Annotated in this window: 15 protein-coding genes; 8 read left to right on the forward strand and 7 right to left on the reverse strand. The window is 65.4% G+C overall.

What is annotated here, in order from left to right; translation table 11 throughout:
* Positions 1-173: 173 nt before the first annotated feature.
* A complete protein-coding gene (locus QQK95_RS17055) occupies positions 174-752 on the forward strand; it encodes a hypothetical protein (protein WP_284274813.1) in 579 nt (192 codons plus the stop codon).
* An 85-nt stretch (positions 753-837) separates the two neighbouring features.
* The gene (locus QQK95_RS17060; protein ID WP_284274814.1) at positions 838-1,818 is read left to right on the forward strand and encodes a S8 family serine peptidase; all 981 of its coding nucleotides are present in this window, start codon (positions 838-840) and stop codon (positions 1,816-1,818) included.
* A gap of 78 nt (positions 1,819-1,896) precedes the next feature.
* Here the strand turns inward: QQK95_RS17060 and QQK95_RS17065 are convergent, their stop codons facing one another.
* The 3 genes from QQK95_RS17065 to QQK95_RS17075 are packed head-to-tail and all read right to left on the reverse strand — an operon-like array spanning position 1,897 to position 4,417.
* Entirely contained in the window at positions 1,897-3,159 is a 1,263-nt protein-coding gene (locus QQK95_RS17065; protein WP_284274816.1) for a CCA tRNA nucleotidyltransferase, read from the reverse strand.
* A complete protein-coding gene (locus QQK95_RS17070) occupies positions 3,156-3,788 on the reverse strand; it encodes a CoA pyrophosphatase (protein ID WP_284274924.1) in 633 nt (210 codons plus the stop codon). The genes QQK95_RS17065 and QQK95_RS17070 overlap by 4 nt, the downstream gene beginning before the upstream one ends.
* A complete protein-coding gene (locus tag QQK95_RS17075) occupies positions 3,788-4,417 on the reverse strand; it encodes a DUF1285 domain-containing protein (protein WP_284274925.1) in 630 nt (209 codons plus the stop codon). Before QQK95_RS17075 ends, QQK95_RS17070 begins: the two co-directional genes overlap by 1 nt.
* 141 nt (positions 4,418-4,558) lie before the next feature.
* On the opposite strand from QQK95_RS17075, the gene QQK95_RS17080 reads away from it, so the two are divergent.
* Genes QQK95_RS17080 through QQK95_RS17095 form a run of 4 tightly spaced genes read left to right on the forward strand, consistent with a single transcriptional unit; the run spans position 4,559 to position 11,471 of the window.
* Positions 4,559-5,563 (forward strand): AAA family ATPase, encoded by a 1,005-nt coding sequence (locus QQK95_RS17080; RefSeq protein ID WP_284274818.1) that lies wholly within the window; start codon positions 4,559-4,561, stop codon positions 5,561-5,563.
* A complete protein-coding gene (locus tag QQK95_RS17085; RefSeq protein WP_284274820.1) occupies positions 5,563-6,516 on the forward strand; it encodes a DUF58 domain-containing protein in 954 nt (317 codons plus the stop codon). The genes QQK95_RS17080 and QQK95_RS17085 overlap by 1 nt, the downstream gene beginning before the upstream one ends.
* Positions 6,513-9,332 carry a DUF4159 domain-containing protein gene (locus tag QQK95_RS17090; RefSeq protein ID WP_284274821.1) on the forward strand — a complete coding sequence of 940 codons (2,820 nt, stop codon included), beginning with the start codon at positions 6,513-6,515 and terminating at the stop codon, positions 9,330-9,332. Before QQK95_RS17085 ends, QQK95_RS17090 begins: the two co-directional genes overlap by 4 nt.
* Before the next feature lie 60 nt (positions 9,333-9,392).
* The gene (locus QQK95_RS17095; protein WP_284274823.1) at positions 9,393-11,471 is read left to right on the forward strand and encodes a hypothetical protein; all 2,079 of its coding nucleotides are present in this window, start codon (positions 9,393-9,395) and stop codon (positions 11,469-11,471) included.
* 51 nt (positions 11,472-11,522) lie between these two features.
* Here QQK95_RS17095 and clpS read toward each other — a convergent pair whose 3' ends face one another.
* From clpS to QQK95_RS17115, 4 genes are all read right to left on the reverse strand, one after another.
* Entirely contained in the window at positions 11,523-11,828 is a 306-nt protein-coding gene (gene clpS, locus QQK95_RS17100; RefSeq protein WP_010911143.1) for an ATP-dependent Clp protease adapter ClpS, read from the reverse strand.
* 138 nt (positions 11,829-11,966) lie between these two features.
* Positions 11,967-12,281, reverse strand: a complete 315-nt coding sequence (locus tag QQK95_RS17105) for a hypothetical protein (RefSeq protein WP_284274827.1) — start codon at positions 12,279-12,281, stop codon at positions 11,967-11,969.
* Positions 12,282-12,442: 161 nt separating this feature from the next.
* A complete protein-coding gene (locus QQK95_RS17110; protein ID WP_284274828.1) occupies positions 12,443-12,748 on the reverse strand; it encodes a hypothetical protein in 306 nt (101 codons plus the stop codon).
* A 37-nt stretch (positions 12,749-12,785) separates the two neighbouring features.
* Positions 12,786-13,085: a hypothetical protein gene (locus QQK95_RS17115; protein ID WP_095201931.1), complete on the reverse strand. Its 300-nt coding sequence runs from the start codon at positions 13,083-13,085 to the stop codon at positions 12,786-12,788.
* 324 nt (positions 13,086-13,409) lie between these two features.
* Between QQK95_RS17115 and QQK95_RS17120 the strand changes: the two genes are divergently transcribed.
* Both QQK95_RS17120 and QQK95_RS17125 read left to right on the forward strand, forming a co-directional pair.
* Positions 13,410-14,126: a response regulator gene (locus QQK95_RS17120; protein ID WP_284274830.1), complete on the forward strand. Its 717-nt coding sequence runs from the start codon at positions 13,410-13,412 to the stop codon at positions 14,124-14,126.
* On the forward strand, positions 14,123-15,529 hold the full coding sequence (locus tag QQK95_RS17125; RefSeq protein ID WP_284274831.1) for an ATP-binding protein: 1,407 nt from the start codon (positions 14,123-14,125) through the stop codon (positions 15,527-15,529). Before QQK95_RS17120 ends, QQK95_RS17125 begins: the two co-directional genes overlap by 4 nt.
* Positions 15,530-15,535 lie beyond the last annotated feature (6 nt).

A 15,535-nucleotide genomic window follows, 5' to 3' on the forward strand; every position in this document is an offset into this window, starting at 1 on the left:
GTGAGCCAGACCCCGCAGGGTCAAAAAAAATCATATTTGCCTCAGCTAAAGTAAACCGCACGGTAACCGAACCCGTGCCACTGTCGCAGGGATAATCCGGCTACAGTGGGCTGCCAGAGAAGCCCGTCGCCACCAGGCACTGATCCGGACCGGTGGGGCGAGGTGTTTCGCGCATGCGCGAAAAGTCCGGCAGTCGAGTGAGGTTCGGCATGATGGCGCTCCTGCTGTGCGCGCTCATCGGGGCGTCCCCGGCCGCAGCCCAGGAAATGACGACATCGGTGGTCGACATTCATCAGGGCTCGCCGCTCAGCGATCGCGCGAGAAGCCTGGGCAATGGCGGTTACGAACTGCAGAACGGGACCTTTGTTTCGTTCAACCAATGGTACCGCGCGCACTGGGTTGACATGCATGTGGACCTGCTCACCCAGATCACCGAAGATACCGGCATCCTTTGGGGATTTGGAACCGGCGAAGAGGGCGAGAAGTATCGGATCGAGCCCAGCCTCAAGCTTGGGTTCCTCACTCAGATGCATCCGAGCCCGAACAGCACTCTTTCGCTTTCACTCACCACGACCATCGGCGGCAAGCTTACCGAAAAGGCCTGCGAAGCCGACTACGGTGATTTTGGCACCTACAGCGTCAATTGCCGGCTCGCGGCCAGCCGGATGGCGCCTGAGGAAACCTTGAAATATCTGGTTAACGCTAAACCGGAGAGCCAGCACATCTGGCTGAATTACCGTGTAACTTTCTGATCGCCGGGAGGATGCAAATGAGAAAGTCATCTCGCCCCGAAATTCGCGATCACCCGTCCTGGTTCTGTTTGAACGGAGTAAGAGCATGTCACGGAGTTGCTTGAAATTCGGTGTCGCCGCGGCTCTCGCCATCCTGTCGGCACCGATGGCGTCGGCGCAGGAAGCGGTCAATGCGGACGAGATGGCCGCGCTGTGCCACGGCGGCGGTCTGTCCACATGCGTAAGCGCAACGATCCCGGCCGCGGGCACGCAAGCGGTGCAGGGGTGGATGAGCCCCGAAATTGGCGCCGCTTGGGCCGCGGGATACAAGGGCAAGGGCGTCACGATTACCATCGTCGACGATTTCTCCAGCACGTCGCGCTTCTCCGGCAATTTCGGCGTCGGGACACAAACCCAGCGCCACGGTGAATGGACGCGTGAGGAAGCCGGCATGATCGCGCCCTTGGCGACCATCAGGTCGAAGGACTTCTCAACCGGCTCGGCCGTCGGCCTTGCGCCCGGCCTGAACGTGCTCAATCTGAGCTACGGCATGTACGCCAAGGCGGGCTACAGCTCGAACCAGATCGGATGGGCTTCCGAGGAAGCCTCCATCATCTCCTATGCCACCAAGGGAACGGCTGTTGTTTCGAAGGCCGCGGGCAACGATTCGGTTGCCGTGGGCGGGATCACGAACGGCCAGCAGGACTATCTCGACCTTGCCCTGATTGGAAAACCATCCGCTATCTTCGTCGGCGCGCTGTCCACCAACGGCACGACGACCAACAAGGCCCAGCTTGCCTGGTATTCCAACACCGCCGGCTCCAATCCGGTGGTGCAAAGCCACTTCCTCGTGGTTGGTGTCGATGGAGGCAAGACAGGCCTTTATGGCACCTCGTTCGCCGCGCCGATCATTTCAGGATACGCGGCGATCATCGGCAGCAAATTCACCAAGGCCACGCCGACGCAGATCACCAACGACCTGCTCAACACGGCTCGTACCGACACGCTGGCCAACTATAGCGCCTCCGTCTACGGCAAGGGCGAGGCAAGCCTTTCGCGCGCCCTGGCGCCCGTGGCGATCAGGTAGGAGAGCGGCGCTTCACCCGGTCAAATCGTCGCCTCGGCTATGGCTTTGATCGGCACGGCCCTCCCGCCAGGCTCCGGTCTAGGTTTCAAGCGCCTTCGCGGCGCGTTCGAGCAGCGCGCCGCGATCGGGGGCAAATCCCGCCTCGATCCATTCCGTCTCGAGGTTCTTGAGGATTTCGCCCAGCTTCGGCCCCGGCGTGGCGCCGAGCGCCGTCAGATCGGCGCCTTTCAGCGGAAACACCGGTTTTTCCCACTTGAGCGCGAAGGCCAGCAGGCGCGAAAAGCCGCCAGCTTCAAGCAGCGCGTTATTGTCCTCGACGGCGCGCACCCGGGCTCCGGCAAGCGATAGCCGCAGGCGATCGACAAACCCTTGCCGGTCGCCGCGATAGAGCCGTTTCGCCAGTTCGCCCTCGGTCGTCTTCGGCTCGACGGCCGTTGAAAGTGCCCAGTGGCGCAAACGGTCCGATTCCGCGGTCGAAAACCTCAGCCGCTCGGCCAGCGTCTTCATGCGCGCGGCATCAGGCGGCACGATCGCCTCCAGCCGCAGCATCGGATCCGCCGCCCAGCCCAGATCCTTCTCGGCCTTGGTCAATCCATGGATGGCGTCGATGCCCCATTTCTCGCTTTCCGGCAGCGCGGCGGTCAAAACGCCAGCCTGCCGCATCCACAGCAGCGCCCGCGACGGGTCAGGCGCCGAAAGCAGCTTCTTCAGCTCGGACCAGACGCGCTCCGCCGAAAGCTGCGCCAGGCCATCCTTCAGCCGGGCGCAGGCCTTCAGCCCCTCGGCGTCCGGCCGGCCTTCGCCATACCAGGCGAAGAAGCGGAAGAAGCGCAGGATGCGCAGATAGTCCTCACGGATGCGTGCCTCCGCATCACCGATGAAGCGCAGCCGCCGCGCCTCGATGTCGGCGATACCGCCGACCAGGTCGACGACGGAGCCATCCGCGTCGACGTAAAGAGCGTTGATGGTGAAGTCCCGCCGCTCGGCATCGAGCTTCCAGTCGCGCCCGAACGACACCTTGGCGCGGCGGCCGTCGGTCTCGACATCGGCGCGCAAAGTGGTGATTTCATAGGGTTTGCCGCCGGCGACCACCGTGATGGTGCCGTGCTCGATGCCGGTCGGCACCGGCTTGAAACCCTCCGCCTCGGCGCGGCGGATGATTTCCTGCGGCAAACAGGTGGTGGCGATGTCGACATCGGCGACCGGCTGGCCCATCAGCGTGTTGCGCACGGCGCCGCCGGCGACACGCGCCTCTTCGCCGCCTTCAGCCAGGGCGGCAAGCAGGCGCTGCAAATGCTTGTCGGCGAGCCAGTCGGCCCTGCCCGCGATCGAAACACTCACGCATAGAGCCTTTCATAGAGCGTGCGGATGATGCCGGCGGTGACACCCCAGATGCGGCGGTCGCCATAGGGCATGTCGTAGAAGAACCATTCGAGATCGTTCCACATGCGGCTGTCGCGCTTGTGGTTCACCGGGTCCATCAGGAAGCGCAGCGGCACTTCGAAGGCGGCATCGACCTCGTCGGCATTCAAGGCCAGTTGGAAGCCGGGCCGCACGATGCCCAGCACCGGCGCGATGCGGTAGCCGCTGCCGGCGACATAGTCCGGCATGCGGCCGATGATCTCGATGCGGTCCTGGTCAAGGCCGATCTCCTCGAAGGTTTCGCGCAGCGCCGCCGCCTCCGGGCTGGCGTCGGTCGCATCGATGGTGCCTCCGGGAAAGGCCACCTGCCCCGAATGGTTGCGCAGCTTTTCGGCTCGTTTGGTCAGCAAGACCGTCGCCTCGTCTTCGTGATCGATCACCGGGATCAGCACCGCGGCATTGCGCAGCGGCTTGTCCTGGTTCAGCCGCGGATGACCCGGATTGAAGCGATGGTCGCCATAGTCGTCGTCGGCATGCGCATCCGGCTGCGCGGCGAAGCGCGCGCGAAAATCCGCCGATGAGAACGGCATCAATGACAGGCGGTCCATCATGCGCTGAGCCGTTTCAACTGGTCCGCCGGCATGATCGGAAAAACCGCGCCCTTGGAGCGCACGGCGAACATGGCCTCGCCGCCGATATCGATCTCCTCGCCATGCCCGACCAGTTCATACATGACAGGCCGCCCCACCAGCGCTTCCAGCCTGCCGCGCACCAGCACATAGGGCTTCAGGCCCCCGGTCTCGCTTTCGTCGACGAAACGCAGCGGCCGTTCCGGCCCAGCTTCGACCACGTCGCCGACATTGGTGCGGAAGGTGATGATCTGTTCGTCGCCACTGCCCGAAACATCCATTTCGACGGCGATGAAGGGCGCATCGGCGACGCGGATGCCGACCTTTTCCACAGGCGTCACCAGATAGGTCCTGCCATCCGCGTCCTTGCGCAGCACGGAGGAGAAAAGCTGCACCAGCGGCATGCGGCCGATCGGCGTGCCGAGATAAAACCAGGTGCCGTCCGCCTTGATCTCCATGTCGAGATCGCCGCAAAAGTCGGGATTCCAGCGCTCGACTGGCGCCGCGCCCTTGCCGGCACGCGCCGCACGCGAGATCAGCGCCTCCAGGCCGCGCGCCTCGGTTGCCTGCGTAAGGCTTTGTTGGCGATGTTCGTCGTGTTCCGTCATCGTCACGAAATAGTCACTGTTGTTCCGCTTGTCAGCCTAAGTCTGTGATTTAAGTTCGACCATAGGCGCTACGCGAGGCCGAATCGCGGCAACCTATGATATGGTGCAGGCCGGTATTTCCAACCAAAGGGATCGAGCCGAATGAGCGTGATGGTCAAGGAAAGCCCGATCAGCGAAACCGACATGATCGCCGAGGCCGAAAAGGCGCTGGCCGACATTTCCAGGATCCGCGACGGGGTCGGCCGGGTGATCTTTGGCCAGGAGAGCGTTATCGAGCGCACGCTCGTGGCGCTGCTGGCCGGTGGCCATGCGCTGCTGGTCGGTGTTCCCGGCCTCGCCAAGACCAAATTGGTCGAAACGCTGGGCGTCGTGCTCGGCCTTGATTCGCGCCGCATCCAGTTCACGCCCGATCTGATGCCGTCCGACATCCTCGGTTCCGAGGTGATGGAGCAGGACGAGACCGGCAAGCGCTCCTTCCGCTTCATCTCCGGGCCGATCTTCGCCCAGTTGCTGATGGCCGACGAGATCAACCGCGCCTCGCCGCGCACCCAGTCGGCGCTGCTGCAGGCCATGCAGGAATATCACGTCACCATCGCCGGCGCCCGATATGACCTGCCCGCACCCTTCCATGTGCTGGCGACGCAGAACCCGCTGGAGCAGGAAGGCACCTATCCGCTGCCCGAGGCCCAGCTCGACCGCTTCCTGATGCAGGTCGACATCCTCTATCCCGAAATCGAGGCCGAGCGCCGCATCCTCCTGGAAACCACCGGTATCGAGGACGCCAAGGCGCAGAACGTGCTGCAGCCGGCGCGATTGAAGGAAATCCAGACGCTGATCCGCCGCATGCCGGTGCCCGAAAGCGTCGTCGAGGCGATCCTCACCCTGGTGCGCTCGGCGCGTCCCGGGCAAGGCAATGCCGAGACCGACAAGCATGTCGCCTGGGGTCCTGGCCCGCGCGCCAGCCAGGCGCTGATGCTGTGCACGAGGGCGCGTGCGCTCTACGATGGGCGGCTGGCGCCCTCGGTCGACGATGTGCGGGCGCTCGCCGAGCCGGTGCTGCAGCACCGCATGGCGCTGACCTTCGCCGCCCGCGCCGAAGGCACCAGCGTGCGCGACGTGGTGGCGAAGCTCGTGAAAGGGATTTGATGGCGCGCATCGGCGAGGTCCAGGCTCCGGCAGCGACGCGCGACGCACTCGCCCGTGGCCGGTTGCGGGCTTCGCTGGTACCCGACCTGCTGGTCGAGGCGCGCCGCATCGTCAACACCGTGATCGCCGGCTGGCATGGCCGCCGCAAACGCGGCATCGGCGAGAATTTCTGGCAGTTTCGGCCCTATGTCGAGGGCGATTCCTCGCGCATCGACTGGCGTCGCTCGGCGCGCGACGACCACACCTATGTGCGCGACCGCGAATGGGAAGCCGCGCATACGGTATGGCTGTGGGCAGACCCCTCGCCGTCCATGCTCTACAAATCGACCGGCGCCAGCGTCTCCAAGCAGTCGCGCGCGCTGGTGCTGGCGCTGGCCATGGCCGAATTGTTGTCGCGCAGCGGCGAACGCATCGCCTGGCCGGGCCTGACCGACCCATTCACCGCCCGCAACGGAGCCGAACGCATCGCCGCCCAGCTGATGCATGCCGGCGACCTGCCGGCTAAGCCTGACCTCACGGACATCAGGCGCTTCTGCGACATCGTCATCGCCAGCGATTTCCTCGATCCGGTCGAAGAGACGATGGAATGGCTCGACGTGCTCGCCCGCCACGGCGTGCGAGCGCATCTGATCGAGGTCGCCGACCCGGCCGAGGAAACCTTCCCCTATGCCGGCCGCACCGAGTTCACCGATCCCGAGACCGGCGAAAAGCTGACCGCCGGACGCGCCGAAATGCTCGGTGACGAATACCGCCTGCTCTACACCGCCCGCCGCCAGGAATTGGCCGGCTGGTGCAAGCGGCTCGGCTGGAGCTTTACCGTCAACCACACCGATCGGCTCGCTTCCGACGCACTGGTTCGCTTGCACATGGCAATGACCGCCGATGGTGGTTATGCCGGGCCGAACGCCGGTGGCGGCCGTGCTGGCCAATTCGGGAAGGTGGTTGGCGCATGAGCTGGCTGCCGCTCTCCTTTGGCGCTCCCATGGTGCTGTGGGGCCTGCTGGCGCTGCCGGTGATCTGGTGGCTGCTCAGGCTGACGCCGCCCAAGCCGCAGGCCGAGATCTTTCCGCCGCTGAAGATCCTGGCGCGCGTCTTGAAGCGCGAGGAGACGCCGCATCAAAGCCCCTGGTGGCTGACGCTGCTCAGGCTGCTGATGGCGGGCCTCGTCGTCGCGGCCCTTGCAGAACCGGTCTTCAACCCGCGCGAAAAACTGCCGGCCGAGGGTGCGGCCTTGGCGCTGGTCATCGACAATGACTGGGCTAGTGCGGCCGACTGGAACAAGCGCGTCGCCACCGCCGAGCGGCTGATCAAGGATGCCGGCTCGAACGGCGTGCCCGTCATCATCGCCTTCACCGCCGAAAAGGCCAATGCGGAGATCGGCCCCTTCGATGCCGCCGCCGCGCTCGACCGGCTGCGCGCCGCCAAGCCGCGGCCGATCCCGACCGACCGGCCCGCCGTCTATGCCCGCGTCGCAGGCGTGCTGGAGACCTTGCCCGGCGCCAGTGTCGCCGTGCTGGCCGACGGCCTCGCGGCCAAGGGCGACGAAACCGCCTTCAACACGCTGTTGTCGAAGAATGCGGCACGCGTGGTTTGGGCTACCGCCGATCGGCTTTCGCTGACAGGCCTCACCGCCGCCGACAATCAGGTCGACGGCTTTGCCCTTACCGCCATCCGCGCGCCAGGTGACCCGGCGCCGGCGCAGGTCACCGCCGGCGCCTTCGATGACAAGGGCCGTCGCATCGCCGATGCGACGCTGACCTTCGCGCCCGGCGAAGCCACCGCCACCGGCACCATGGCGGTGCCGTTCGAACTGCGCAACGACTTTGCCTCGATCGCGCTTGACGGTGAACGCCAGGCGGGTGCGGTGCGCGTGCTCGACGAAAGCTCCAAGCGCCGCCGCGTCGGGCTCCTGTCGCAGGCCGAGGCCGACCAGGCGCAGCCACTTCTGTCGCCGCTTTACTACATCAGGCGCGCGCTGCAGCCCTTCGCCGATCTGGTCGAACCCTCCAGCGCCGATCTCGCCGACGCCATCCCGCAGATCCTCGACCAGAAGCCGGCGATGATCATCATGGCCGATATCGGCACCATTCCGGCGCAGGTCCGGCAACGGCTGGTCGACTGGGTCGACAATGGCGGCACGCTGGTGCGTTTCGCCGGCTCGCGGCTGGCAGCCGCCGGCAATGACGACGATCTGCTGCCGGTCCGCCTGCGCACCGGCGAACGTTCGCTGGGCGGCGCGCTGTCCTGGACATCGCCGCAGCCGGTCACCGAATTCCCAAAGGCCGGTCCCTTCGCCGATCTGGCGCCGCCGACCGAAGTCACCGTGAGCAGGCAGGTGCTGGCCGAACCGACGCCCGATATTGTCGAGCGCACCTGGGCCGCTCTTGCAGACGGCACGCCGCTGGTCACCGGGCTGAAGAAAGGCAAGGGCACGCTTGTGCTGTTCCACGTCACACCCGAGGCGACCTGGTCGAACCTGCCGATCTCGGGCAGCTTCGTCGAGATGCTGCGCCGCATCGTCCAGCTGTCGCGCAACCAGGGCGCGGCGATCGCCAATGCCGAAGCCGCCGCCACGTCGCTGGCGCCCTACCGCATGATCGCGGCCGACGGCTCGCTGGTGCCGCCGACCCCGGATGCAAGGCCGCTGGTGCCGGGCGCCAGCGCGCCGGTGACCTTCGAGAACCCGCCCGGCCTCTATGGCTCGGAGACCGGCGTCTTCGCCCACAATTTGCTCGATGCGGCAAGCACCTTCGTGCCGCTGGCGCGCCCGCAATTGACCGTTCCGGTCACATCAATCCAGTACGCCTTCGACGAATCCCGCAATCTGAAAGGTTCGCTGGTCACCGCCGCCCTGGTGCTGATGCTGCTCGACACGCTGGCGGTGTTCTGGATGGGCGGGCTGTTTTCACGCCGGCGGCGCCGCGCCGGCGCTGTGGCCACCACCGCTGCCGTCCTGATCGTGCTTGGCGCATTGTTCGGCCATGCCGATTTCGCCCGCGCCGACGATGCCAAGCCGGGCGACGAGGCGGCCATCACGGCGATTTCGAAAACCCGCATCGCCTATGTGCTGACCGGCGTGCCCGGCGACGATTCGATCAGCCGCGCCGGGCTCGAAGGCTTGACCCGCTTCCTGATCGAGAAGACCGCGCTGGAACCCGGCGCGCCGGCCGGCGTCGACATTGCGAAGGACGAGCTGTCCTTCTATCCGCTGATCTACTGGCCGATCGATCCGGCCGCCCCGATGCCGAGCCAGGCCGCGATCGCCCGCATCGACGCCTATATGCAGCAGGGCGGCACGGTGCTGTTCGACACGCGAGACCAGTTCGCCAACGGCATCGGCGCCGATTCCACCAGCCCGGCCACCGAGCGGCTGCGCGACATCCTCGGCAACCTCAACGTGCCCCCGCTGGAACCGGTGCCGTCGGACCACGTGTTGACCAAGTCCTTCTTCATCCTGCCGGAGTTCCCCGGCCGCTTCGCCGGCAGCCCGCTCTGGGTAGAGGCCTCGCTCGATGCCAGCAATACCGACAACCGTCCGGTGCGCACAGGCGACGGCGTATCGCCGATCATGATCACGGCCAATGATTTCGCCGGCGCCTGGGCGGTCGACGAGAATGGCGACCCGCTGCTGCCGACGGTGCCGGCCGACCCGATGCAGCGCGTCTACGCGCTGCGCGCCGGCGTCAACATCATGATGTACATGCTGACCGGCAACTACAAATCCGACCAAGTGCATGTCCCCATCCTGCTCGAACGGCTGGGGCAGTAGGATGGCGTTCTCTATTGCACCTCCTTGGATCGACCCTCCCCACAGAAGGGAGGGTAAGAAATGAACTGGTCGATCTCCTTCGAACCGCTGATCTCCTGGCCTTTGCTGGCCCTCGTGCTGGTGCCGCTGGCGCTGCTGGCCCTTGTCGGCCTGTGGTTTCGCCAGCGCGGCGGCGTCCTGCGCTTCGTCGCCCTGCTGGCGCTTGCCGCCGCACTGTTCAACCCGGTGTTCCTCAACGAGGAGCGCGAGCCGCTGAAGAGCGTCGTCGCGCTGATCGTCGACCGCAGCCAGAGCCAGGACATTGGCGACCGCACCAAACAGACCGATGAGGCGCTGGCCGGGCTGCAGCAGCGTCTTGGCCGCTTCAAGCAGTTCGACGTTCGCGTCGTCGAGGCCGGCAAGTCCGATGCCGCCGAGGAGCGTACCGAAACGCGGCTGTTCGGCGCGCTGGAAGGCGCCTTCCGCGACGTGCCGCCGTCGCGCATCGGCGGCGCCATCATGATCACCGACGGCGAGGTGCATGACGCACCGCCTGGCGCGCCCGACTTCAACGCCCCGCTGCATGCCTTGATCACCGGCAACGACCACGAAAAGGACCGCCGCATCCGCTTCGAGAACGCGCCGCGTTTCGGCATCGTCGGCAAACCGCTCGACATGACCTACCGCGTCATTTCGACGGAAAACGAGACCGGCCCGGTCGATGTGCGCGTCTCGGTCAATGGCGAGCAGGTCTCGGTCGAGCATGCCACCGTCGGCCAGGCCATGCCGCTGCAGGTGACCATTCCGGGCGCCGGCCGCAACATCATCGAACTCGCCATAGACCGCGAACCCGGCGAACTCACCGACACCAACAACCGCGCCATCGCGCTGGTCGACGGCATCCGCGAGAATTTGCGCGTGCTGCTCGTTTCGGGCGAACCGCATGCGGGCGAGCGCACCTGGCGCAATCTGCTGAAGTCCGACGCCTCGGTCGATCTCGTCCACTTCACCATTCTGCGGCCGCCGGAAAAGCAGGACGGCACGCCGATCAACGAATTGTCGCTGATCGCCTTCCCGACGCGCGAACTGTTCGTCGAGAAGATCAAGGATTTCGACCTCATCATCTTCGACCGCTACCAGCACCGCGACGTGCTGCCGATCCTCTACTACGACTACATCTCCGAATATGTCGAAAAGGGCGGCGCGCTGCTGATCGCCGCCGGCCCCGAATATGCCGGCGAGGCTTCGATCGCGCGCACGCCGCTGATGTCGGCTTTGCCGGCCATGCCGACCGGCGAAGTGGTCGAAAAGGCCTTCTACCCGCGGCTCACCGACCTCGGCCAGCGTCATCCGGTGACGCGCGGCCTCGATGGTTCGGCCACCGAGCCGCCGCACTGGAGCCGCTGGTTCCGCACCATCGGCGTGCAGAACCCGCAAGGCGAGGTGGTGATGAAGGGCGCCGACAACCGGCCCCTGCTGCTGCTCGACCGCAAGGGCGAAGGCCGCGTCGGCATGCTTCTGTCCGACCAGGGCTGGCTGTGGGCGCGCGGCTTCGAGGGCGGCGGGCCGCATGTCCAGCTCTACAGGCGCATCGCCCACTGGCTGATGAAGGAACCCGAGCTCGAGGAAGAGCGGCTGACCGCCGAGGGGCGCGGCATGGTGCTGGAGATCCGCCGCCAGACCATGGCCGACGATCCCGGCCCGGCGCAGATCATCACGCCCTCCGGCAAGACCGTGACCGTCAAGCTCGACAAATCCGAGCCCGGCGTCTTCCTCGGCAGCGTCCAGACCAACGAGATCGGCCTCTTCCAGGTCGCCAATGGCGATCTCACCGCGCTCGCCCATGTCGGACCGGTCAATGCGCCGGAATTCGCCGATGTCATCTCCACCGAAAACCGGCTGAAGGCGCCGGCGGAAGCCACCGGCGGCAGCGTACGCCGGCTGGCGTCATCGACAGCCTTGGGCAGCGATGTGACCTTGCCTTCCATCGTGCCGGTGCGCTCGTCCGGCGAAGCGTCGGGCAGCGACTGGATCGGCCTGCGCACCACCGACGACAGCGTCTTGAAGGCCGTCTCGCGCGTGCCGCTGTTCGGCGGCTTCCTCGGCCTCGGCCTGTTGCTCCTGGCGATGGGATCGATGTGGTACCGCGAGGGACGGTAGCGCGACGCCTTTTCCTTCTCCCCTTGTGGGAGAAGGAAAAGGCAGCCCTCCTCACTCTTCCGGCTCGGTCGTGAACAGCAGCGGGTAGCCCTTGGCCTTGCCTGCGTCGGTGGCCCGCGTTGCCTTGGTCTCGGCGACATCCTTGGTGAAGACCGCGACCACGCAGACGCCGCGCCGGTGCGCGGTGATCATGATGCGGTGCGCCTGGTCCTCGCTGAGCTTGAACTCGCCCTTCAGCACCGTCACCACGAATTCGCGCGGCGTGAAATCGTCGTTGATGAGGATGACCTTGTAGAGCTTAGGCCGCTCGGTCTGCGGCTTGACCTTGGTTCGCGGTTTTGTGGTGATTTCTGGCATCGGAACCGACAGTTTCGCGATCGGACTCACCCGGTATTTTGCCACGGGCGGCAGCGATCGTCCATTTTGATTGGCATGCGGGCAGCCGGCGGGCTGGCCCGGTCATTCACAATCATGTGGGAAATTGTCGATCCCGCTTCAACGGCCCTGGCGGCCGAACATGCGGCGGTTGGCGCCGGCATCCGCCCGGCGTTCCAGCCAGGCCGCGATCGGCCATCCGACAACGCAGAGCAGCGTCACGGCAAGAAGCACGATCAGCAGCCACGCCTGGACGGGTGTGATGTAGTCCCAATTGCTGGAGATTATCGGCGCGAACAGCGAGGGCTCGGTGCGGCCACTGGCAGGGTCGGGCACGGGGCTGGCGGTGAGCAGAATCAGCCCCCTGGCGACACCGGTGGCAATCAGGCCACCAATCACCATCGAACGCAAAATGGACGAAAGCCGCTTCTTCATGCGGATTGTCCTACACGACCGGCGTTGCAAACGGGTTAAGCACGATCGAGATGCGTGGCTGGAAGCCGCCGGTGTTCAGCTCATCGACCATGCATTCGGCAGAAGGCCGCCCCAGCCGGTTGCGGCTGGGGCGGCCTTGCTAGAACTGACCTCGAAACGGATCAGGGCTTCTTCGGAGCAGCCTTCGGGGCCGCCGCGGCGGGGGCGGCCTTGGCGGGAGCCGCCTTGGCGGGGGCCTTCTTGACCGGGCACTTGTGCTTCTTGGTCACCTTGCAAACGGCCTTCTTGGCGACCTTCTTCGGAGCAGCCTTGGCCGGAGCGGTGGTCGTCGCGGCAGCGGCCGGAGCCGTGGTCGTGGCGGCGGCAGCCGGGGCAGCGGTCGTGGTGGCGGCAGCGTTGCCGAGAGCCGGCATCGAGAAGGCAAGAGCAACGGTGAGGCCGAGGGCCGACAGGAGGGACTTTTTCATGGCTTCATTTCCTTTTTATGCGGGTCGATTTCGAGCGTCACTGGACCGGGTCGTTCGGTGTCACTCCAAGCAGCTTCAAAGCGTTGGCGAGCATCCGGATGCCCTGTGCCTGTTTCTTGGCAGCACAATACCGGTTGCCCTTTCTCTGAAGTGCCTTTGCCGCGGTGACCTGCGTTGCCGTGGCATGGGTTTCGAGGGCTTCATCAAATTGGTGGCTGAGATTGGCGCACCGTTCGCTCCGGGTGAGCGGCGCCTTTGCGTTTGATTGTCCGGCAGCGGCAGTGACCAGGCCAAGGCCCAGCAACGCACCCAACAAACTGATCGACAACCTTGGCATTGGTTTTTCCGTGAACCCGGAGATTTGCGTCGCAGCCGGTAATCTGACCGCCACGAAACCGTTATGTCGCCCTACCTTTTCAGGAGTTTTTCCCAATTGTAGAATTTTGTTTCTGGATTGTGTCTGGCCCGCCCGCCTGATGCGTATCGTCCAAGATCGGTCCCGGTTTTGGGAACCGGCACGCACGGACATGGCTTTCCATGTGGAGAAGGCCGAATTCGTTCTCCCTTGAAAAGCAAGGCACTGGCCAACATATGGCCCGAATTCTATCGTGTGGCTCACCTGCCAGGAATGACCTGGCCTGCAATCGAGACAGGGCACCTCGTGAAATCCGACGCACACATACTGATCGTCGACGACGACAAGGGCATCCGCGACCTGCTTCAGGAATTCTTCCAGAAGCGGGGCCTGCACACTTCGGTTGCCGCCGACGGTACCGAGATGGAGGCCGTCCTGCGCCGCGCGCAGGTGGACCTCATCGTGCTCGACGTGATGTTGCCCGGCAAGAGCGGGCTGGAACTGTGCCGCGACCTGCGCGCCCAGTATTCGACGCCGATCATCATGCTGACCGCCGTCACCGAGACCACCGACCGCGTCGTTGGCCTGGAGATGGGCGCCGACGATTATGTGCCCAAGCCCTTCGATCCGCGCGAACTCCTGGCGCGCATCCGTGCCGTGCTGCGCCGCAATGGTGCGGCCGAACCGAAGCGCGCCACCACAAAGCAGATCTACCGTTTCGCCGGCTGGACGATGGACTGTTCGCGGCGCCGGCTGACCGCGCCCGACGATGTCAGGGTCGAGCTGACCATGGCCGAATTCAACCTGCTGCAGACCTTCGTCAAGAGCGCCCAGCGGGTGCTGACCCGCGACCAGCTGATCGAGCTCTCCGGCGGCGACAGCGACTATTCCTTCGACCGCAGCATCGACATCCTGGTCAGCCGGCTGCGGCGCAAGATGGAAGACGACCCGAAAACACCGAAACTGATCCTGACGGTGCGCAGCGGCGGCTACCAGTTCCTGCCCGAGACGACTTCCGAATGAAACGTCTCCTGCCGCAGACCTTGCCTGCCTGGGTGCTGCTGATCGTCATTGCCGGCCTTCTGATAAGCCAGGTCGCGACCCTCTATATCGTGTCGCGCGACCGCGCCGCCGCCAACGACGTGGTCGACCTCTACCGGCTCAACGACCGCGCCTTCTCTTTGGTGCAGCTGATGAGCGGCGCCACGCCCGAGGAGCGCAAGGCAACCGCGGCGGGCCTGTTCAACTCGACTTACGCCCTTACCGTCTCCGACACGCCCGCCGTCACTTCCTCGATCGCCGGCGACGACGAGCTGGCCGAACTCGAGGACATTCTCGTCGGCCGGCTGTCGAAGTTCGGCGTCACCGACGCGCGCGTGCGGCGCGATCCGGCAACGCGCGAGGCCGACGACGCCAGCACCGCATCCGGCCCCGATATCGGCCAGGTCGAGCGCGACCTTCTGGTGCTCGCCGCCGATTTCGCCCAGAGCGACAAGCTGACGGCCTCCTTACGCTTCGCCGACGGCCAGTGGCTGAACTTCACAGAGCCTATCACGCCGGTCGGCCCGATCCTGAGCTTCGACAGCCTGCCGCTCTATTCGCTGATCGCCGGCCTGGTGGTGATCATGTCGATCTGGTCGCTGCGCCGGCTGACCGCCCCCTACCGGATGATGGAAACCGCCGTGAACAGGATCGGCAAGGATCTGAAGAGCCCGCCGATTGCCGAGTCGGGCAGCCGCGAGGTTCAGGCTGCCGCCAGGGCGATCAACGCCATGCAGAAGAGGTTGCGCGAATATGTCGAGGACCGCGAACATCTTGCCGCGGCCCTTGCGCATGATTTGCGCACGCCGATGACGCGCATGCGGCTGCGGCTCGAACTGTTGCGCAAATCGGCGGTACGCGAGGCGCTGGCGCATGATCTCGCCGACGTCGAGAGCATCGCCAGCTCGGTGATCGACTTCGCCACTTTCGAGGTGAACGAGGAAAAGACCGAGCGCATCGACTTCTGGTCGCTCGTGGAATCGATCGCCGACCCGTATCCAGAGGTCTCGTTCGACAATGACGACACCCGTTCTCGCGGCCTGATCTGCATGGCGCGGCCGGTGGCGCTCAAGCGCTGCGTCACCAATCTGGTCCAGAATGCCGTCACCTACGGCAAGAAGGCGCATCTCAGCCTGCACCGCTCGGACGGCACGATCACACTCACCATCCGCGACGAAGGGCCTGGCATACCGCAGGCGCAGATCGATGCCGTCTTCGGCTCCTTCGTGCGCCTCGAACAGTCACGCAACCGCCAGACCGGCGGCCTTGGGCTGGGTCTCACCATCGCCCGCAACATCGCGCGCGCCGCCGGCGGCGAGATCCGCCTGTCCAACCATCCGGACGGCGGACTGCTGACCGAGCTGCGCCTGCCGCTGGCGACCTGAGCCGTT

Source organism: Mesorhizobium huakuii (assembly GCF_030160235.1).
Classification (GTDB): domain Bacteria; phylum Pseudomonadota; class Alphaproteobacteria; order Rhizobiales; family Rhizobiaceae; genus Mesorhizobium; species Mesorhizobium huakuii.